Source organism: Corynebacterium sp. HMSC05E07 (genome assembly GCF_001807225.1).
Lineage (GTDB): Bacteria > Actinomycetota > Actinomycetes > Mycobacteriales > Mycobacteriaceae > Corynebacterium > Corynebacterium singulare.
Genome location: NZ_KV788209.1, coordinates 111,276 through 130,162, shown reverse-complemented (window position 1 = coordinate 130,162; position 18,887 = coordinate 111,276). Strand labels below are relative to the sequence as shown.

The window sequence follows — 18,887 nt, the reverse complement described above, 5'->3', positions numbered from 1 at the left end:
GTATGGAGGAGATGGAGGTCTCGATGACGGACTCACAGGTTCCCTCGGACAAGGAACAGCAGGCGAGTGCTGTTCGCCCAGGGATCAGCGACGAGCAAGTGATGGCGTACACCAGTGCCGATCCCTTCGCCATGACGTCCACCAAGCCGTGGGAATATGAGGCCCGCTCGCCGTTCCTGCGCAAGGTCGCCATCATCTGGATTATCCTCGTCATGGCTGCCCACCTCTTCATGGGATTCACCGTCGGTCTGTCGTTCACCGGTGCTACGGTCACCACCATCGATAAGTTCGCGTTCCCCGGCGTGGGCGTGGTGATTTCGATCCTGTCCTGGATTGCGCTGACCCGCCCGCGCTTGCGTGCCAACTCCGATGGCGTTGAGGTCCGCAACATCGTCGGCACCCGCTTCTACCCGTGGCAGGTCATCTACGGATTGTCCTTCCCAGAAGGTTCCCGCATGGCGCGCATCGAGCTGCCAGATTTTGAATATGTCCCCGTGTGGGCGCTGCAGTCCGGGGACAAGGAGGACGTCATCCCCAAGGTGCGTTCCTTCCGTGACCTTGAAGCCCGCTACATGCCGCAGGACGACTAGTGGCTGATCCCACCACCTATCGCCCGGCGCCGGGGAGCATCCCCACTGATCCGGGCGTATACAAGTTCAGGGACGAGAATCGCCGCGTTGTCTATGTGGGCAAGGCAAAGAACCTGCGCGCACGCCTGTCTAACTATTTCCAAGACATCACGCAGCTGCATCCCCGCACCCGACAAATGGTGCTCACGGCAGCCTCGGTGGAGTGGACCGTAGTAGCCAGCGAGGTCGAAGCGCTGCAGTTGGAGTACACGTGGATTAAGCGCTTCGATCCGCGCTTCAACGTCATGTACCGCGACGACAAGACCTACCCCATGCTCGCGGTGTCCGTTGGGGAGACCATTCCACGCGCTTTCTTCTATCGTGGCCCGCGGCGCAAAGGAGTGCGTTATTTTGGGCCTTACTCGCATGCCTGGGCCGTGCGAGAGTCCCTCGACTTACTGACTCGGGTGTTTCCCATGCGAACGTGCGCGAAGGGCGTGTACAACCGCCATGAGCGCTTGGGCAGGCCTTGCCTGTTGGGCTACATCGGAAAATGTGACGCGCCGTGTATCGGGCGCGTAAGCCCCGAGGAACACCGTGAGACGGTCAATCAGCTCATCAGCTTTATGAACGGCAACACCGCGCCAGTGCGCAAGCGTCTCACCAAGGAAATGGAAGAGGCTTCCGAGAACCTCGAATTCGAGCTCGCGGCTCGCTTGCGCGATGACTTGGGGGCCATTGACAAGCTCATGGAGCAGCAGGCAGTGGTGCTCTCTGATGGAACTGACGCTGACCTCATCGCTTTCAGCTCCGATGAGTTGGAAGCCGCAGTTCAGATCTTCCATGTCCGGTCCGGCCGCATCCGCGGCCAGCGCGGCTGGGTGGTGGAGCGCTCCGGTGACCAGGCCACGGCAGAACCACGGCAGGAAGGCGAACCGGATCCGGGCCTGCCGGCGTTGATCCAGAACTTCCTCATGCAGTTCTATTCTGACGCCGTCGAGAGGCAGCGCCAAGAAGCCGCCGAAGACGCCAAACTAGAGCGCAGGGGAGTGGACCAGGAGTCTCACACCGACATTCATCGAGGCAATGCCATCCCGCGCGAAATTCTGGTCCAAATGCCACCCGAGGAAGCCGATCAAGTCAAGATAGTTCTGGAGGAGCTTCGCGGCGCACAGGTAGACCTGCGCGTGCCGCAACGCGGCGATAAACGCGCGCTCATGGAGACTGTGGAGCGCAATGCGAAAGAGCAGTTGCGTCAGCACAAACTCAAGCGCGTGGGTGACCTGACGGCGCGCTCGGCTGCTTTGCAGGAGCTGCAGGAAGCCCTGGGCATGGATTCGGCACCACTGCGCATCGAATGTACGGATATTTCGCACATCCAAGGCACCGATGTGGTGGCTTCCCTCGTAGTCTTTGAAGACGGCTTGCCACGCAAGTCGGACTACCGGCGCTACCGAATCAAGGAGGCTGCCGGGGACGGCCACTCCAATGACGTGGCCTCCATCGCGGAGGTCACGCGGCGCCGGTTCAAGCATCACCACGACGACAAACGCGCCGTGCCCGATGAAGAACTGGAAAACACCACCTTCGCGGAGGAGCTCGTGCGGGAGGAAGCGGCCAGCACTACGAAGCGCAGCTCTTATCCTCCGCAACTTTTTATCGTCGACGGCGGGGCACCTCAGGTGGCTGCGGCCCAAGAGGTCTTTGATGAGCTCGGCATTGTTGACGTCACCCTCATAGGCCTTGCCAAGCGCCTTGAAGAAATTTGGGTACCCGGCGACGATGAGCCAGTCATTCTCCCGCGTAACTCCCAAGCGTTGTTTCTTCTTCAGCACCTGCGTGATGAGGCACACCGCGTGGCCATTACGTATCACCGCCAGCAGCGCTCTAAGCGCATGCGGACGTCTGTGCTAGATGCCGTACCTGGACTTGGTCCGCAACGCCGCACCGATTTGGTGAAACACTTTGGCTCCGTCAAAAAACTCAAGGAGGCCAGTGTGGAGGACATTGCTGAGGTCAAGGGCTTTGGTCCGAAGCTGGCGCAGACGGTCTTTGACAATTTGCAACAAACCTAAGATTGCGGGACTGCACAGATGGGGCTGCGCCGCATGTCGGAATGAAGTTTCACCCCGTCACGGGATCGTTGTCGTTTTCTCACCGAACTTTCAGTGTAGGTGGTAAGAATAGAGGCCATGACGTTGTTTGATTCCCCGCCCATTTTGGTCACCGGCATGTCTGGCGGAGGCCTGACTTCGGCCGCCAAGGTGCTGGAGGATAAGGGCTACTACGTGGCTCACAACATTCCCCCGAAGGCCATTGTTGACCTGCTCAAACTCTGCGCCCGTCCGGATTCTCCGGTCACCAAGATCGCCGCGGTGACGGATGTTCGTTCGCGCATGTTCCCAGGTTCTCTCCCAGAGACCCTCGATGAGCTTGCCGAGCTAGACATGAAGCCGACGCTGCTCTTCCTCGATGCCCGCGATGATGTTCTCATTCGCCGTTTCGATTCGGTGCGCCGAACCCACCCGCTTCAGGAGGGGGAGACTCTTAAGGCTGGAATCCAGCGTGAACGTGTCGCCGTCCAGGAAGTCAGGGATCGCGCCGACATTATTATCGATACAACGAACCTGTCTATTCATGACTTGCGCCGCGCGATAGAGGCCTCCTTTGGCGAGATGGGCCACGAGAGACAGCACGTGACGTTGGAGTCCTTCGGCTTCAAGCACGGTTCTCCGCGCGATGCTGACGTTGTTGTTGACGTGCGTTTCCTGCCCAACCCTTATTGGGTTCCGGAGCTGCGCGGCTACCGTGGCACGGATGAACCAGTGGCGGATTATGTCCTGTCACAAGAAGCCGCAGAGCCCTTCATCGAAAACTTCATTGAGATGTTCGATTCGATGCTTAAGGGCTACCGCCACGAAGGCAAGAATTTCATCACCGTGGGCATCGGCTGCACTGGCGGCCACCATCGCTCCGTCGCTGTCACTGAAGAAATTGCTCGTCGTTTAAGCGAGCGCGGGGATGTCGACGTTAACACGTTGCACCGCGACATCACTCGGGATTAAATTCAGATCTCTCTCATAGTTAACAATTGAAAGCCGGTACGTACGTGACCACACCCCCATCTCACATGGCTAGCCTGGGCGGCGGCCATGGTCTTTATCAAACCCTGTTGGCGGCGCGCCGAACGGGCGCGGAGGCAATTTCAGCTATCGTCACCGTGGCTGATGACGGCGGCTCCTCCGGCCGCTTGCGCCGTGAGCTGGAAATCATCCCGCCAGGGGATCTCCGCATGGCCTTGGCTGCTCTGTCAAGTGATTCTGAGCACGGCCAGCTATGGGCCAAGACCTTGCAGCACCGCTTTCGCGGCAATGGCGCTATGGCAGGGCATGCCGTGGGCAATCTGCTCATTGCGGGCCTCAGTGATGTTTTGGGTGATTTCCAGGACGCTCTCGATGCCATCGCGAACCTTACTGATTCCGCCGGCCGCGTGCTGCCGTCAGTGAACTTGCCGCTCGATATCGAGGCTGATGTTGCCGGGCTTGATGACGACCCCCGAATCATGCGCTCAGTCCGTGGCCAGGTTGCCGTTGCCTCGACAGTGGGGCAGGTGCGTCGCGTGCGTATTATCCCAGAGCGGCCTAAGGCCAACCCAGAAACGCTACAGGCGCTTCACGACGCCGACATGATCACCCTGGGCCCTGGTTCGTGGTTCAGCTCGGTCCTGCCCCACGTTTTGGTTCCAGATATCGTTGAAGCCATCACCTCTTCCGATGCGCTGCGAGTAATCGTGCTGAACCTATCTTCGGAGCCAGGAGAGACCCAGGGCTTCTCCGCAGAGCGGCATCTTCACGTGCTGGCACAACATGCCCCGAATCTCCGGGTAGACCGCGTCATCGTAGACGAGGAAAGTTTGCCAAATGAGTCAGAGCGCGTCTTTGTTCAGCGTGCGGCAAGTGTTCTCGGAGCGACGGCAGTCTTCCGGGATGTGCGTCAGGTGAACGAAGACGGGCAGGTTTTCAACAAGCATTGCCCAGATAAGCTTGCGGCTGTTTTCAACGAGCTCTATGCCGAGCACATCTGCGATGCCGAGTAAAAGACGCTGATGTGCAGCGTGAAAGGCGGGTTCTAGCCCGGGCATGCACGCCTACTCGGCGCGCACGTTAAACTATGGGACACTCATAGCCGCGTGGCGGCAACAACAGTCGAAAGGGGAGACACGAGGTGTCTGCGTCATTGACCGATCAGGTCAAGGAGGAACTTACGGCGGTATCCGTACCGCGGCAGTCTGCCCGCGCGGCAGAAGTTGCCGCCATTCTCAGGTTTGCCGGCGAGCTACAGGCCACTGGTGAACGCGTCACCTATGACGTCGAGCTGGAATCAAAAAAGGTAGCTGACCGTCTGGTCACTGCGTTGGATGAGCTTTATTCGATCACTGCTACAACGCACTTGGCTGGCCCAGCATCGTCGTCGAAGAAGAACCGTATCCAGGTGCGTATTGCCACGGGAGCCAAGGAGCTCACCCGCCGCCTTGGCTTGATTACGAGGTCGGGGCACCCAGTAGTAGGCCTTCCGCCCCAGGTCATATCTGGCTCAATTGCGGATAACGAAGCCGCGTGGCGCGGCGCTTTCTTGGCGCAGGGAACGCTCACTGAACCGGGCCGTTCATCAGCTCTTGAGGTGACCTGTCCGTGCCAGGAAGCAGCCCTTGCCCTTGTGGGCTGTGCCCGCCGTCTTGGAGTACCGGCAAAGACCAAGGAAACCCGCGGTGCGGATCGCGTGGTGATTCGTGATGGCGATGCAATCGGCGCACTGCTGACTCGTATGGGTGCCCAAGAAACCCGTCTTACGTGGGAAAAGAAGCGTATCCAGCGCGAGGCGCAGGATACCTCTCGCCGCCTAGATAATTTTGATGATGCCAACTTGCGTCGTTCCGCACGCGCTGCGGTAACTGCGGCTGCTCGCGTGGAACGCGCGATGGTCATTTTGGGCGACGATGTACCAGAGCATTTGGCTGATGCCGGCCGTTTGCGTGTGCAGCACCGTGAAGCTTCATTGGAGGAGCTGGGCCGCCTAGCGGACCCACCTATGACTAAAGATGCTGTCGCTGGACGTATTCGCCGTTTGCTCTCTATGGCAGATAAGCGAGCCAAGGAGTTGGGCGTTCCGGATACGACCCAGTCCGTGACTGAGGATCTCTTCGACGACGATTAAGCGGCTCGCGCTTACGTAACGCCCGTTCGGGCATCCGTTCTGTGGCGCCCCACGTAGCCACCCTGAATTGTTGTCTGGGTGGCTTCGCTCATTTCCGCTTGGGTGATATATCCCACGCGGTGCCAAAACTATTCCACACATTCCCACATGAACGGGCATAGGCGCAGGTGTAGCGGTGTGGTTTTCCTCGAACTAAACAAAGGCGCTCAACAACTGTACTCCGATTTTTGCTGTGCCGCGGTCACGAATGAGGTGTCCCTGACTAGGCAGTGCGAGAGCCCACAACCGTGGGTACTATCGACCGTGTTGGGAAAACCGACGACGACGTCACGAGAGCGTGGCCGCCTATCGGCAGTCCCCACGAAGAACTTCACTCGATTATTTGAGGAGACATCACAGTGACCATTCGCGTAGGCATCAACGGCTTTGGCCGCATCGGCCGCAACTTCTTCCGTGCAGTAGCACAGGGCAACAATGACCTTGAGGTTGTCGCTGTCAACGACCTGACCGACAACGCCACCCTCGCCAACCTGCTTAAGTACGATTCCGTTCTCGGCCGCTTCAACGGCGAGATCGAGCATGACGAGGAGTCCATCACCGTCGACGGCCACCGCATCGCTGTTTCCGCCGAGCGTGACCCGAAGAACCTGAACTGGGGCGAGCACAACGTAGATATCGTTATCGAGTCCACCGGCTTCTTCACCGACGGCGAGGCAGCCAAGGCTCACATCGAGGCCGGTGCCAAGAAGGTCATCATCTCCGCTCCGGGTAAGAACGTTGACGCCACCTTCGTCTACGGCGTGAATTCCGACGAGTATGACGCTGAGAACCACAACGTCATCTCCGCCGCATCCTGCACCACCAACTGCCTGGCGCCGATGGCAAAGGTCCTCCACGAGAAGTTCGGTATCGAGAAGGGCCTCATGACCACCATCCACGCTTACACTGGTGATCAGCGCATCCAGGACGCTCCGCACCGCGACCTGCGTCGTGCCCGCGCCGCTGCCGTCAACATGGTTCCGACCTCCACCGGTGCTGCTAAGGCAGTTTCCCTGGTTCTCCCAGAGCTCGAAGGCAAGCTGGATGGCTACGCAATGCGCGTTCCGACCATCACCGGTTCCGCTACCGACCTGACCTTCCAGGCTTCCCGCGACGTCACCGTTGAAGAAATCAACGCAGCCATCAAGGAAGCATCCACCGGCGAGTTCGGCGAGACCCTGGGCTACACCGAGGACCCGATCGTCTCCACCGACATCATCACCGACCCGCACGGCTGCATCTTCGATGCTGGCATGACCAAGGTCTCTAACGGCAACTTCGTTAAGGTTCTTGGTTGGTACGACAACGAGTGGGGCTACACCAACCAGCTCGTTCGCACCACCGCCCTGGTTGCTTCCAAGCTCTAAAGCTTTAAGCACCTTGTGATACACCGGCCCATGCGCCACGCCCTCAACCTCCGTGGCGTGCGCTGGGCCGGTTGTCGTCTATTAGCCCGCCTAAGCGCATAAAAATACGTACGATTTTAGTTAGTCAATCACTTTCCATAAGGAGAATCACCATGGCTTTCAAGACTTTGGATGACCTGCTCGCAGAAGGCGTCGAGGGCCGCCACGTCCTCGTCCGCTCTGACTTCAATGTCCCTCTGGATGACGAGGGCAACATCACCGACTCCGGGCGAATTACCGCATCCCTGCCCACCATCAAGGCTCTCATCGAGGGCGGTGCCAAGGTCATTCTGACTGCCCACCTTGGTCGCCCGAAGGGAGAGGTGAACGAGAAGTACTCCCTAGCACCAGTCGCTGAAGCCCTTTCTGAGGCTCTCGATCAGTACGTTGCACTTGCGGGTGACGTCAGTGGTGAGGACGCTCACGAGCGAGCCAACGGCCTTAATGAGGGCGATGTCCTCCTCGTGGAGAACGTGCGCTTCGATCCGCGTGAGACCTCCAAGGATGAGGCAGAGCGCGGCGCCTTCGCCGATGAGCTCGCCGCACTAGCAGCCGACAATGGCGCTTTTGTGTCCGACGGTTTCGGTGTTGTCCACCGCGCACAGGCGTCCGTGTACGACGTCGCCAAGCGCCTTCCCGCCTACGCCGGCAAGCTGGTTCAGAAGGAAGTGGAGACCCTGGCGTCCGTAGCCAAGGACCCGGAGCACCCGTATGTCGTGGTCCTGGGTGGCGCGAAGGTCTCCGACAAGCTCGGCGTTATCGAAGCACTGGCTGACAAGGCCGACAAGGTCATCATCGGCGGCGGCATGTGCTACACCCTGCTGGCAGCACAGGGCTACAACGTTCAGAACTCCCTGCTGCAGGAAGACCAGATCGACAACTGCAAGGACCTCCTCGAGCGCTTCGGCGACAAGATCGTCCTGCCGGCCGACCTCATTGCCGCCACCGAGTTCAACGCAGACGCCGAGAACAAGGTCGTTGCTCTTGACGGCATCCCGGAGGGCTGGATGTCCCTCGACATCGGCCCCGAGTCTGTCAAGAAATTCGACGAGGTCATCGCCACCTCCAAGACTGTATTTTGGAACGGACCGATGGGCGTCTTTGAAATGGAAGCCTTCTCCAAGGGCACCGCTGGTGTTGCACAGTCCATCATCGATGCCACCGCCAACAACGGTTCCTTCACCGTCGTCGGTGGCGGCGATTCCGCTGCATCTGTCCGCCTGCTCGGCTTGGACGAGGACGGATTCTCCCACATCTCCACCGGTGGCGGCGCTTCCCTCGAGTTCCTGGAAGGCAAGGAGCTGCCGGGCGTCGAGGTCCTCGAATCCTAATCACCACTCACCACGTTCCCCTGTAGAAAGGCACATCATGGCACGTACCCCGCTTATTGCTGGTAACTGGAAGATGAACCTCGATCACAAGGAAGCTATCGGCTCCCTTCAAAAGTTCGCCTTCGCACTGCCTCAGGACTACTACGAGAAGGTCGACGTGGCCTTCATGGTCCCGTTCACGGATATCCGCACCGTGCAGACGCTTGTCGACGGCGACGGTCTCAAGTTCACCTATGGCTCGCAGGACATCTCCAAGCACGAATCTGGCGCCTACACCGGCGAGGTGTCCGGCAAGATGCTCTCCGCTTTGGGCTGCTCGTGGGCCGTCGTCGGTCACTCGGAGCGCCGCGAATACCACGGCGAGACCGATAAGCTCGTAGCAGAGAAGGCTGCTGCGGCGCTGGCTAACGGAATTAGTCCGATCGTCTGCGTCGGTGAACCACTCGACGTTCGGGAGAAGGGCACCCACGTTGATTACGTGGTGACCCAGACCCGCAACTCGCTGCAGGGCCTGTCTGCTGACGACCTTGCCAAGACCGTCATCGCGTATGAGCCGGTCTGGGCGATCGGCACCGGTAAGGTCGCCTCCGCCGACGACGCGCAGGAAGTCTGCGCTGCTATTCGCGGTCTCGTGCGCGAGCTCGGCGGCGACGAGGTTGCAGAGGGCATTCGCATTCTCTACGGCGGTTCCGTCAAGGTTGACTCCGTAGCTGAGATCGTGGGCAAGCCGGACGTAGACGGCGGTCTCGTTGGCGGCGCCTCGCTGAAGGGTGAGGATTTTGCGAAGCTGGCAGCCAACGCTGCGTCTGAGGCCTAAGCGCTAGGGCATAGGCACTGGTGGCTTAGTCTCCCTAAGCGGGTCGGAATGGTTTCCGGCCCGCTTTATGGTGTAGCATCGAAGAATGTCTTGCGCCGGTTGGACGCCTCGGCACACCCGAGTGCGCCGCCGAATACCGCGCAACCTGTACAAACGTCACAACTGTGTAAACAAGGAACTTTTTCATGATCTTGGCACTGGAAATCATCCTGGTGATTGCCGCAATCCTCATGTCTATCTTCGTGCTGCTGCACAAGGGTAAGGGCGGCGGCCTGTCCAGCCTCTTCGGTGGCGGTGTGCAGTCCAACCTGTCTGGTTCCACTGTGGTGGAGAAGAACTTGGACCGCTACACCGTGGTCATGGTCATCATTTGGCTGGCCTGCATCGTTGCGCTGAACCTGCTGCAGGCTTACAGCTAAACGCACGGTTCCCGCACACCTGCTACGGGGATAGAGAAGAACGCCGCGGCCCCTTTCCTAGTCGAAGGGAGGACGCGGCGTTTCTTTGATTTCTGGCAGTCTCCGTGAGAGACTGCCAGTGCTCCTGAGGGCTAGAGTTTCTCAGCTGCGTCGTCGGCGAGGAAGAGAACGGTTTCCTCAACGCCGTGGGCACCGGCCGCTGGCCAGTCCTCAGCAGCGGCGCCGGCAACAAGATGGGCAGCGGCCTCGGCCTTTTCTTCTCCGGCTACCAGGAACCAGACGCGCTGGGAGCGGTTGATGGCAGGGTAGGTGAGCGTGACACGCTCCGACGGGGGTTTAGGGGAGTCATGCACCGCAAAGGCAAAGTCAGTGTCCTCGTAGACGGCCTCAGCGTGCGGGAAGATGGAGTTGATATGGCCTTCGCCGCCCATCCCCAAAAGGTGAAGGTCAAAGCCTTCTGGGGCGAACTCACGAATTTCTCCCTCATAGGCTTGAGCTGCGTGCTCCATGGAAATGGCGCCAAGGTCATAGCCGTGGATATTGTGTTCCGGGACTCCGACCGGACCGAGCAGGGCCTCGCGGGCCTGCCCCTCGTTGGAGTCCGGATCACTGACGGGTACGTTGCGCTCATCACCGAAGAACACGTGCACGCGAGTCCAATCCACCGTCAACGCTGGGAAGTCAGGGCCCTGCTTCTGTGCAGCATGATCCAATCGCGCAAGCTCACGCAGAAGCCCAATTCCCGCACCTCCACCGGTAAGCACTACTCGGGCGACGCCGTCCTTGTGCAGGCCGCCGCCCGGAGTCTGGATGGCCGCAATCGTATCGATGAAAGCGAGTGCGGCGGAGGATATGAGCTCATCTACATCGCTCACGCGGTGAAGAGTAACCATGGTGCAGGAAGATCCTTTATAGAGAAGTGTAGAGGTGCTGGGACTTAGTGTTTCTCACTGTAGTCCACGTTAGCCAATGCGCGGAGAGTACGGGCGTATGTCCTGTCCGCGTCGAGATGACGCAGTTCTTCAGACAAGACTTCGGCTTCCGAGCGAATATCCAGGCTCACGAGCGACTCTGGCGATCCCGGGACGCTGACCTTGACGGTTTCCGAATCCACTACGGTGATAGCGACATCTGTAGTGGGGCGGCGGAAGACGAGGGAGGTAATTGGGAAGGTGTTCTCATCGCACTCCGCAACTGTGCGATGGACGGGGACGGAGAGGGCGTCGAGAAGCCAGCCAGCGGCAAAATCCACGGCGGCGTGGTTGTGAGCACCCGAAATCTCCACAGAGTGCACAGGCTCATGTGGGTGACGGTCCAGCGCAGACGCAACAATGCCGCGCCACAACGTGATGGCGCCCCAGGACATGTCGGAATCACCCGGCTTATATCCCGAGGACAGCAGGTGGAGATCGTACTGATCGACGCCATCGCCATGCGCCACATTGGTAATACGACGCTGAGCGAGCGCACCAATGGGGACCGATGCCGGGGATTGCGGGCACGCCGTGGGCCACCACGCCACAATGGGGGTATCAGGAAGCAGCAGGGGAGTCACGACTGCCTCTGCTTGGTCCGCCAATGCTCCATGCAGGTGCATCACCACGATTTCGGAGGCACCGGCCTCGCCACCCACGCGAAGTTCAGCGTCAAGGCGAGTCTTGTCCACAGGATTACCGCGGGCAATAACGATCACACGGGATGGGTGCTCATGAGACGCATCGCGGACGGAAACCAAGAGGTTGTCCAGGTCGTCGCCCTCCTGCGTCATGACAATGAGGGTAAGGACGCGGCCCGTGGTCAGAGTGTAGTGCTCCTGCATCTCCACGAGCTTCTGGGAAATCTTGCGCGTCGTCGTTTCGGGCAAGGGGATAATCATGTGGTGTTCCTCCTGTGGGCCTACGGACGGCGCCAGGAGTGACCCTGACGGCGCAGCATTCTATCAGCGGACTCGGGACCCCACGTGCCAGCGCGGTACTGCTCGGGCTGTCCAATTCCTGCCCAGTACTCGATGATGGGATCCAGGATGGACCAGGACAGTTCAACCTCGCGGTTAGTGGGGAAGAGGGAGGATTCATCCAGCAAGGCATCGAGGATGAGGCGCTCATAGGCCTCGGGAGACTCCTCAGTAAACGCGGAGGCGTAGGCGAAGTCCATGTTGACGTCGCGCACCTCCATGGTGGAACCAGGCACCTTGGAACCAAAGCGCATGGTCACGCCTTCATCCGGCTGGACGCGGATGACCACGGCGTTCTGATCCAAAGCCTCGGCCTGCCCCTGGTCAAAGGGCTGGTGTGGGGCAGTCTTGAACACGAGGGCGATTTCTGTCACGCGGCGCCCCAAACGCTTGCCGGTGCGCAGATAGAAGGGAACGCCCGCCCACCGGCGGGAATTCACCTTAAGGGTGCAGGCAGCATAGGTCTCCGTCGTGGACTCAGGATCAAAGCCCTCTTCCTCACGCAGCCCCTTAACGTACTCCGAGCCCTGCCAACCGGCCGCGTACTGGCCGCGTGCCGTCGTTTTGTTGAGCGGGTGCACCGCCTGTGTGGCCTCTAGAACCTTGATCTTTTCTGCCTGGAGGGCTGCCGGGGCAAAGGAGGACGGCTCCTCCATGGCGACGAGGGCGAGCAGTTGCAGAAGGTGGTTCTGGATAACGTCGCGAGCGGCACCAATACCGTCGTAGTAGCCAGCGCGCCCGCCCAAGCCGATGTCTTCAGCCATCGTGATCTGAACGTGGTCAATGTAGTGTGCGTTCCACATCGGCTCGAAGATCTGGTTGGCAAAGCGCAGCGCCATGATGTTCTGCACTGTTTCCTTGCCTAGGTAGTGATCGATACGGAAGACCGAAGACTCCGGGAAGACGGCGTTGACAATCTCGTTGAGCTCGCGGGCAGAAGCCTGATCGTGGCCAAACGGTTTCTCAATGATGACACGGCGCCAGGAACTCTCCGTGTTGTTTGACATGCCGACTCGCTCCAGTTGGTGGCAGATATCGGAGAAGAATTCCGGCGGAACGGAAAGATAATACGCCCAGTTACCACCGGTACCACGAGAGGTGTTGAGCTCGGAAAGGCGTGCTGACAGTTTATCGAAGCCGGCGTCGTCAAAGTTGCCTTGAATAAACTCGATGCCCTTGGCAAGGTGCTCCCAGACACGTTCGTTGAAGGTCGTGCGGGCGCCCGCCTCGGCTGCCTCGCGGACGTAGTTGCAGAAAGCTTGTTTGTCCCAGCCGCGACGGCCATAGCCCACGAGGGTGAAGCCGGCCGGCAACAGACCACGGTTGGCCAAATCATAAATGGCCGGCAGGAGCTTCTTGCGTGCCAAATCGCCGGTCACGCCGAAAATCACCATGCCAGAGGGGCCGGCGATGCGCGGAAGGCGCTTGTCCTTCGCATTGCGCAACGGGTTAACCCACGCGCTGGTAGTGCTCACTAAGTGTCCTTTCGGTCTGTGTGAGGTTAGTCCAACAGCCCAGCATAGCGATACGCGCCCCGCCAACGATAGTTGCCTGTTCGTTAGTGGGGCGTGTGTGACTAAAAAGTGTTAAAGAAATCTTCTACCATTTGAACAATTCCTCATCGCCGGGGCAGGGAAAGTGGAGCCTAAGAGAGACGGTCCACCATTGATGCGAGGAGCTCCTCCCACGCGGCCACGAACTTGTCGACTCCCTCGCGCTCCAATACCGCAAAGACGTCATCAAAGTCGATGCCGACTGCTTCGAGCTCTGCGAAGAACGTATCCGCCTGCTCACCGGCACCAGTCAGGGTATCGCCGTGGAGGTTGCCCTGGTCGAGAACTGCATCGATGGTCTTCTCCGGCATGGTGTTAACCGTATCGGGGCCGGCCAGCTCAGAGACGTAGAGCGTCGCCGGGTACTCCGGATTCTTCACGCCTGTCGACGCCCACAGTGGACGCTGCACCTGCGCACCTTCCGGAAGATCCGCGCCGGCGCCAAATTCCTTGGCAAACAAAGCATAAGCGCGTTGGGCGTTGGCCACGCCCGCCTTTCCACGCAGTGCTAGAGCCTCCTCAGAGCCGATGAGCTCGAGGCGCTTATCCACTTCGGTATCGAGACGAGAGACAAAGAAGGAGGCCACGGAGTGAATCGTCGATACATCCTTGCCCGCCGCGGCGGCGCGCCTGTTCCCTTCCTTATACGCGGCAATGACCTCGGCGTAGCGCTCCACCGAGAAAATGAGCGTGACGTTGACGGAGATGCCCGCGGCTAGCGCGTCGGTGATTGCTGGGAGGGATCCCTTCGTGGCCGGAATCTTGATCATGAGGTTGGGGCGATCCACCTGCGCCCACAGTTCACGGGCCTGAGCCACAGTGGCCTCCGCATCGGCGGAAATGCGCGGGTCGACCTCGATGGAGACGCGACCATCGCGGCCCCCTGTCTTCTCGAAGATGTCGCTGAGGACATCGCACGCGTTGCGGACGTCGTCAACGGCGAGGGAGTAGACAGCCTCATCGGCTTTCACGCCCTTTTCCTTGAGGTCGGCGATAGCCGCGTCGTAGGAAGTGCCGGACGACATTGCGGAGGCGAAAATAGCTGGATTGGTGGTGACACCCACAATGGACTTGGTAGACACAAGCTCGCGGAGATTCCCGGAATCCAGGCGCTCGCGCGACAGATCGTCGAGCCACGTCGAGGTACCGATCGTGGCGAGTTCATCGATGTGAGTCATGGTGTGTACAGGGTCCTTTCGTCAGCAACGGCGCTGGGCCGTCGCACTGGCCTGGTAGAAGGTGCGGACTAGATGGCGTGGGCTGCGCCAAGGGCATCGCGGGCGGCGTCCACAATAGCCTCGGCGGTAAAGCCGAACTTCTCAAAGAGCTCGCCAGCAGGGGCAGAAGCACCGAAGTGCTCCAAGGACACCGTACGGCCGAAGGAGCCGGTGTACTTGTGCCACGGCATGGAGATGCCCGCCTCGACGGATACGCGTGCCAGGACTGCGGATGGGAGCACGGACTCGCGGTAGTCTGCGTCCTGCTCGTCGAACCATTCCAGGCAGGGAGCGGATACGACTCGGGTCGCGGTTCCCTCAGCCTCGAGCTGTTGTGCGGCCTCTACTGCCAGCTGCACCTCGGAACCGGAGGCCAGCAGGATAACGTCCGGGGTCTCCTTCGAAGCCTCAACAAGTACGTAGGCACCGCGACGAACGCCGTCGGCAGCCTTGTCCTTGGTGCCTTCGAGGACGGGGAGGTTCTGACGGGACAGCGCCAGGCCCTTTGGCGCTGCCTTGTACTCAAGTGCGGCGGCCCAGCCCTGAGCGGTCTCATTGGCATCGGCTGGACGGATCACGGAGAGGTTCGGGATCGCACGCAGAGCGGCGAGGGTCTCAACCGGCTGGTGAGTAGGACCATCTTCGCCAAGGCCGATGGAATCATGGGTCCACACGTAGTAGGTATCAGTGGACATCAGCGCACCAAGGCGTACGGCCGGGTACTGGTACTCAGAAAAGATGAGGAAGGTACCGCCGTAGACGCGGGTATTGCCGTGCAGGGCAATGCCGTTCATGATGGCGGACATGGCGTGCTCGCGGATACCGAAGTGCAGGTTGCGGCCAAAGGGCTGCGCAGACCATGCATCAGTGGTGATGGATTCGGGACCAAAGGAGTCAGCTCCCTTAATCACGGTATTGTTGGAACCCGCCAGGTCGGCGGAGCCGCCCCACATCTCCGGCAGGGAGGCAGCCAGCGCTTGGATAGCGGCCTCGGAAGCCTTACGAGTTGCCAGGGACTCGCCTGCCTCCCAGCTTGGGAGCTCAGCGGCGAAGTCTGCTGGGAGCTCGCGAGCCTGAAGGCGGTCGAAGAGCTTCTTTTCTTCTGGGTGGGCGGCTGCCCATTCATCGAACTTCTTCTGCCATTCGGCATGCTTCTGCGCGCCGCGCTCGGTGAGCTTGCGGGTATGGGCAAGCACCTCGTCGTCGATGTGGAAGTGCTGGTCGGGGTCGAAACCAAGAATCTCCTTGGTTGCCGCAACTTCCTCCTCACCGAGGGCCGCGCCATGAACACCGCCGGTGTTCATCTTGTTCGGTGCTGGGTAGCCGATGACGGTCTTGACGCGGATGAAGGACGGGCGGGTAGTCTCTGCGCGGGCAGCTTCAGCTGCTGCTTCGAGTGCCTCGACATCCTCACCGGACTCAACCGTCTGCACGTGCCAGCCGTAGGCCTCATAGCGCTTCACGACGTCCTCGTTGAAGGCGATGTTCGTGTCGTCCTCGATGGAGATACGGTTGTCATCCCAGAACACGATGAGGTTGCCCAGCTGCTGAGTGCCTGCCAAGGAGGAAGCTTCAGCGGTCACGCCCTCTTGCAGGTCACCATCGGACGCGATGACGTAGACGAAGTGATCAAAGGGGGATTCGCCGGCGGGTGCGGAAGCGTCGAAAAGCCCGCGTTCCTTGCGCGCGGCCATCGCCATACCGACGGAGGAGGCTAGGCCTTGGCCCAGCGGGCCGGTGGTGATTTCCACGCCATCGGTGTGGTGAACCTCCGGGTGGCCGGGAGTCTTGGAGCCCCAGGTACGCAGAGACTTGAGGTCTTCCATCTCAAGGCCGAATCCGCCCAGGAAAAGCTGAATGTACTGGGTTAGTGAGGAGTGGCCTACGGAGAGCACGAAACGGTCACGGCCAGCCCAGTGCACGTCCGCTGGGTCATGATTAATGATGCGCTGGTAGAGCGTGTAGGCCAGCGGTGCCAGGGACATCGCGGTGCCAGGGTGACCGGAGCCGCAGTTCTGCACAGCGTCGGCGGCGAGAACGCGCACGGTATCCACGGCGCGGGTGTCTAGGTCACTCCAGTCAGAGGGGTAACGGCGCTGGACCATAGCCTGCAGTTCCGGGGACAACTTATCGTGCGACACGGTGAAAACCTCACTTCGCTTCTGGAAACAGATATACCGTTTATCAGTGTAAAGGTTTTTGAATCCCCGGCGGGTAATTATAGAAACCACGATCTGGGCGGTAGGGTGGCATGGTTGAGGCCGGTCGGTTTGTACTCAGGTTTTCCGGAGATTGTCTTCACACCAATGTGAGGATGGTTGTCGGGAACTTTCGAGCCCCCGCAGCCGACCACTACTAAGACCCACTGCTCGTACGCTGTCGTTGCCAGATATACGGAGGATTGTTCCTTGGAGACCATCAAGGCCTATTTTGCGCTGACGAAACCGAGGATCATTGAACTCCTCCTCGTTGCGGCAATCCCGGCAATGCTCCAAGCACAGCGTGGATTTGACGCTGTCTCCTCGAACTTCTGGCTCATTATTTCCACAATTTTCGGTGGCTGGATGGGCGCGGCCGCAGCCCACACGTTTAACAACGTTGTGGACTATGAAATCGATCAGAAGATGCAGCGAACTCGCGCCCGTCCGCTTGTTCGCGCCACCATCTCGCGCCGCAACGCGGCCATCTTCGCATGGATTATGTTGGCCCTCTCTGTCTTTTGGTTGGCTGTGCTGGCACATTCGTGGCTCGCGGCATTTTTCGTGCTTCTGACGAACTTCTTCTACGTGTTCGTCTACACCAAGTTCCTCAAGATGCGTAACGCCCAGAACATTGTCTGGGGCGGTCTGGCCGGATGTATGCCAGCCATGGTGGGCTGGGCCGTCATTCGTGATAACGCCCCAGCGGGGGAGCCGGACCGCTGGTGGCAGGCCGTTGTCCTTTTCCTCATCATCTTCTTCTGGACGCCGCCCCACACGTGGGCATTAGCCATGAAGTACAAGGAAGATTACCGTAAGGCTGGCGTGCCCATGCTGCCTGTAGTAGCAGCGGAATCGGAGGTCACGCGGCAAATCGTGTGGTACACGGTGGGCACCGTGATCGTGACGTTGCTCATCATTCCAGCTGCCTCGTGGATATACCTCGTGGCTGCGGTGGCATCCGGTGCGGTCTTCTTGTGGATGGCAATCCGTCTCCACCAGGGAGTGAAACAAGGCGCCAAGGTCAAGCCTATGCGCCTGTTTATCTACTCCAACAACTACCTTTCGGTGCTGTTCATTGGACTGTCCGTTGACGCCGTTGTGGGGTGGGAGCCCATTGGCCGCATGCTCGGCTGGTCCGCTACCTTCTTCTAGCCGCGCAACGCGCGTCGAACCATGCTGGTCAGTTAATCCTCGCGTACACGCAAGACAATGGATCCGGTAGTCTTACGGTCTTGCAAGTCGCGGTGAGCCTGTGCAGCCTCGGCGAGTGGATACTCCGCCGAGACACGGAACGTGATATCACCGTCAATAACTGCTTGGACCACGGCCTGAGCACGCATGTGGAACTCACCCTCCTGCGCGGTCCACGCGCCCAGGGAGGGGCGGGTGAGGAAAATTGAGCCGTGCTTGTTAAGCAGCTGCGGGTCCATAGGGGGAACCGGGCCGGAAGCAGCGCCGAAAAGCGCCACTGTGCCGCGTGGGCGGACAACCTCGAGGGACTCGTTGAACGTGTCCTTGCCCACGCCGTCGTAGACCACATCCACGCCGCGTCCACCGTTGAAGCGGCGTACCTGCTCCGCCAAGCCTTCGCTATAGAGGAAGACTTCATCGGCGCCGGCCTCGTAAGCCAGCTTCTTCTTTTCTTCGGTCGAGACGACTGAATACACCGTTGCGCCGAGGGACTTAGCCATCTGGGTGAGAACGAGGCCCACACCACCTGCGCCGGCAGTAATTAGGCAGGAAGCGCCTTCGCCGAGCTGGTAAACGCCGTGGCTGAGGTAATGGGCCGTCATGCCTTGCAGCAGCATTGAGCCCGCGACAGCAGAAGGAATCTCATCGGGGACGGCGACGACGCGGTCACGGGGCACGCAGACCTGTTCTGCGTAGGAACCAAAGGCATGGTCCCAGGCCACCATGGTGCCCTCGGCAATCTCGCCCTTCGGATCATGGACTACTCGTCCGCTTCCCTCAAAGCCCACGATAAATGGGGTAGAGGCGTTGTAAATGCCTTCACGGTAGTAAGTATCGATGTAGTTAACACCGGCCACGGAGACGTCGATAAGCAGCTGCTCGTCCGTCGGCGTTGGGTTGTCTACCTCGGTGTAGGTGAGGACCTCTGGCCCTCCGGTCGTGGTTACCTGAATTGCATGCATATACCTAGGCTAAA

The 18,887-nt window shown here is 59.8% G+C and carries 16 protein-coding genes; 10 read left to right on the top strand and 6 right to left on the bottom strand.

The genetic code is table 11. The features are described from left to right. The first annotated feature begins 23 nt into the window (after positions 1-23). From HMPREF3149_RS03080 to secG, 9 genes are all read left to right on the top strand, one after another. Positions 24-590 (top strand): PH domain-containing protein, encoded by a 567-nt coding sequence (locus HMPREF3149_RS03080; protein WP_042533231.1) that lies wholly within the window; start codon positions 24-26, stop codon positions 588-590. Then, positions 590-2,644 carry an excinuclease ABC subunit UvrC gene (uvrC, locus tag HMPREF3149_RS03075; RefSeq protein WP_070536511.1) on the top strand — a complete coding sequence of 685 codons (2,055 nt, stop codon included), beginning with the start codon at positions 590-592 and terminating at the stop codon, positions 2,642-2,644. Before HMPREF3149_RS03080 ends, uvrC begins: the two co-directional genes overlap by 1 nt. A 108-nt stretch (positions 2,645-2,752) precedes the next feature. Beyond that, the gene (gene rapZ, locus HMPREF3149_RS03070; RefSeq protein ID WP_083280762.1) at positions 2,753-3,634 is read left to right on the top strand and encodes an RNase adapter RapZ; all 882 of its coding nucleotides are present in this window, start codon (positions 2,753-2,755) and stop codon (positions 3,632-3,634) included. Positions 3,635-3,699: 65 nt separating this feature from the next. Next, positions 3,700-4,665, top strand: coding sequence for a gluconeogenesis factor YvcK family protein (yvcK, locus tag HMPREF3149_RS03065; protein ID WP_070536509.1), 966 nt, complete (start codon positions 3,700-3,702; stop codon positions 4,663-4,665). Between the two features lie 128 nt (positions 4,666-4,793). Further along, entirely contained in the window at positions 4,794-5,783 is a 990-nt protein-coding gene (gene whiA / locus HMPREF3149_RS03060; protein ID WP_042530740.1) for a DNA-binding protein WhiA, read from the top strand. 398 nt (positions 5,784-6,181) lie between these two features. After that, on the top strand, positions 6,182-7,189 hold the full coding sequence (gene gap, locus HMPREF3149_RS03055; protein WP_042530742.1) for a type I glyceraldehyde-3-phosphate dehydrogenase: 1,008 nt from the start codon (positions 6,182-6,184) through the stop codon (positions 7,187-7,189). 152 nt (positions 7,190-7,341) lie between these two features. Continuing rightward, positions 7,342-8,559, top strand: a complete 1,218-nt coding sequence (gene pgk / locus HMPREF3149_RS03050; protein ID WP_070536507.1) for a phosphoglycerate kinase — start codon at positions 7,342-7,344, stop codon at positions 8,557-8,559. Between the two features lie 37 nt (positions 8,560-8,596). Beyond that, complete coding sequence (gene tpiA, locus HMPREF3149_RS03045; protein WP_070536505.1) at positions 8,597-9,376, top strand: triose-phosphate isomerase; 780 nt, start codon at positions 8,597-8,599, stop codon at positions 9,374-9,376. Between the two features lie 185 nt (positions 9,377-9,561). After that, the gene (gene secG, locus HMPREF3149_RS03040) at positions 9,562-9,795 is read left to right on the top strand and encodes a preprotein translocase subunit SecG (protein ID WP_039675251.1); all 234 of its coding nucleotides are present in this window, start codon (positions 9,562-9,564) and stop codon (positions 9,793-9,795) included. Between the two features lie 131 nt (positions 9,796-9,926). Here the strand turns inward: secG and pgl are convergent, their stop codons facing one another. The 5 genes from pgl to tkt all read right to left on the bottom strand — a co-directional run bounded on the left by pgl (position 9,927) and on the right by tkt (position 16,624). Continuing rightward, positions 9,927-10,688 (bottom strand): 6-phosphogluconolactonase, encoded by a 762-nt coding sequence (gene pgl, locus HMPREF3149_RS03035; protein WP_042530748.1) that lies wholly within the window; start codon positions 10,686-10,688, stop codon positions 9,927-9,929. 44 nt (positions 10,689-10,732) lie between these two features. Continuing rightward, positions 10,733-11,671, bottom strand: a complete 939-nt coding sequence (locus tag HMPREF3149_RS03030) for a glucose-6-phosphate dehydrogenase assembly protein OpcA (protein ID WP_070536503.1) — start codon at positions 11,669-11,671, stop codon at positions 10,733-10,735. 20 nt (positions 11,672-11,691) lie between these two features. Further along, on the bottom strand, positions 11,692-13,224 hold the full coding sequence (zwf, locus tag HMPREF3149_RS03025) for a glucose-6-phosphate dehydrogenase (RefSeq protein WP_042530752.1): 1,533 nt from the start codon (positions 13,222-13,224) through the stop codon (positions 11,692-11,694). 170 nt (positions 13,225-13,394) lie between these two features. Continuing rightward, complete coding sequence (tal, locus tag HMPREF3149_RS03020; RefSeq protein ID WP_070536501.1) at positions 13,395-14,480, bottom strand: transaldolase; 1,086 nt, start codon at positions 14,478-14,480, stop codon at positions 13,395-13,397. A 68-nt stretch (positions 14,481-14,548) separates the two neighbouring features. Then, on the bottom strand, positions 14,549-16,624 hold the full coding sequence (tkt, locus tag HMPREF3149_RS03015; protein WP_210385400.1) for a transketolase: 2,076 nt from the start codon (positions 16,622-16,624) through the stop codon (positions 14,549-14,551). A gap of 213 nt (positions 16,625-16,837) precedes the next feature. Here tkt and HMPREF3149_RS03010 point away from each other — a divergent pair, with 213 nt between their 5' ends. Next, complete coding sequence (locus HMPREF3149_RS03010; RefSeq protein ID WP_083280757.1) at positions 16,838-17,872, top strand: heme o synthase; 1,035 nt, start codon at positions 16,838-16,840, stop codon at positions 17,870-17,872. A gap of 32 nt (positions 17,873-17,904) precedes the next feature. Here HMPREF3149_RS03010 and HMPREF3149_RS03005 read toward each other — a convergent pair whose 3' ends face one another. Further along, complete coding sequence (locus HMPREF3149_RS03005) at positions 17,905-18,873, bottom strand: quinone oxidoreductase family protein (RefSeq protein WP_070536495.1); 969 nt, start codon at positions 18,871-18,873, stop codon at positions 17,905-17,907. Between the last annotated feature and the right edge of the window lie 14 nt (positions 18,874-18,887).

What these genes read in the sequence shown, in the direction of transcription:
- HMPREF3149_RS03080 (WP_042533231.1), top strand. Translation starts at nt 24, where the DNA reads ATGACGGACTCACAGGTTCCCTCGGACAAGGAACAGCAGGCGAGTGCT.
- yvcK (WP_070536509.1), top strand. Translation starts at nt 3,700, where the DNA reads ATGGCTAGCCTGGGCGGCGGCCATGGTCTTTATCAAACCCTGTTGGCG.
- pgk (WP_070536507.1), top strand. Translation starts at nt 7,342, where the DNA reads ATGGCTTTCAAGACTTTGGATGACCTGCTCGCAGAAGGCGTCGAGGGC.
- tpiA (WP_070536505.1), top strand. Translation starts at nt 8,597, where the DNA reads ATGGCACGTACCCCGCTTATTGCTGGTAACTGGAAGATGAACCTCGAT.
- secG (WP_039675251.1), top strand. Translation starts at nt 9,562, where the DNA reads ATGATCTTGGCACTGGAAATCATCCTGGTGATTGCCGCAATCCTCATG.
- pgl (WP_042530748.1), bottom strand. Translation starts at nt 10,688, where the DNA reads ATGGTTACTCTTCACCGCGTGAGCGATGTAGATGAGCTCATATCCTCC.
- HMPREF3149_RS03030 (WP_070536503.1), bottom strand. Translation starts at nt 11,671, where the DNA reads ATGATTATCCCCTTGCCCGAAACGACGACGCGCAAGATTTCCCAGAAG.
- tal (WP_070536501.1), bottom strand. Translation starts at nt 14,480, where the DNA reads ATGACTCACATCGATGAACTCGCCACGATCGGTACCTCGACGTGGCTC.
- tkt (WP_210385400.1), bottom strand. Translation starts at nt 16,624, where the DNA reads ATGGTCCAGCGCCGTTACCCCTCTGACTGGAGTGACCTAGACACCCGC.
- HMPREF3149_RS03005 (WP_070536495.1), bottom strand. Translation starts at nt 18,873, where the DNA reads ATGCATGCAATTCAGGTAACCACGACCGGAGGGCCAGAGGTCCTCACC.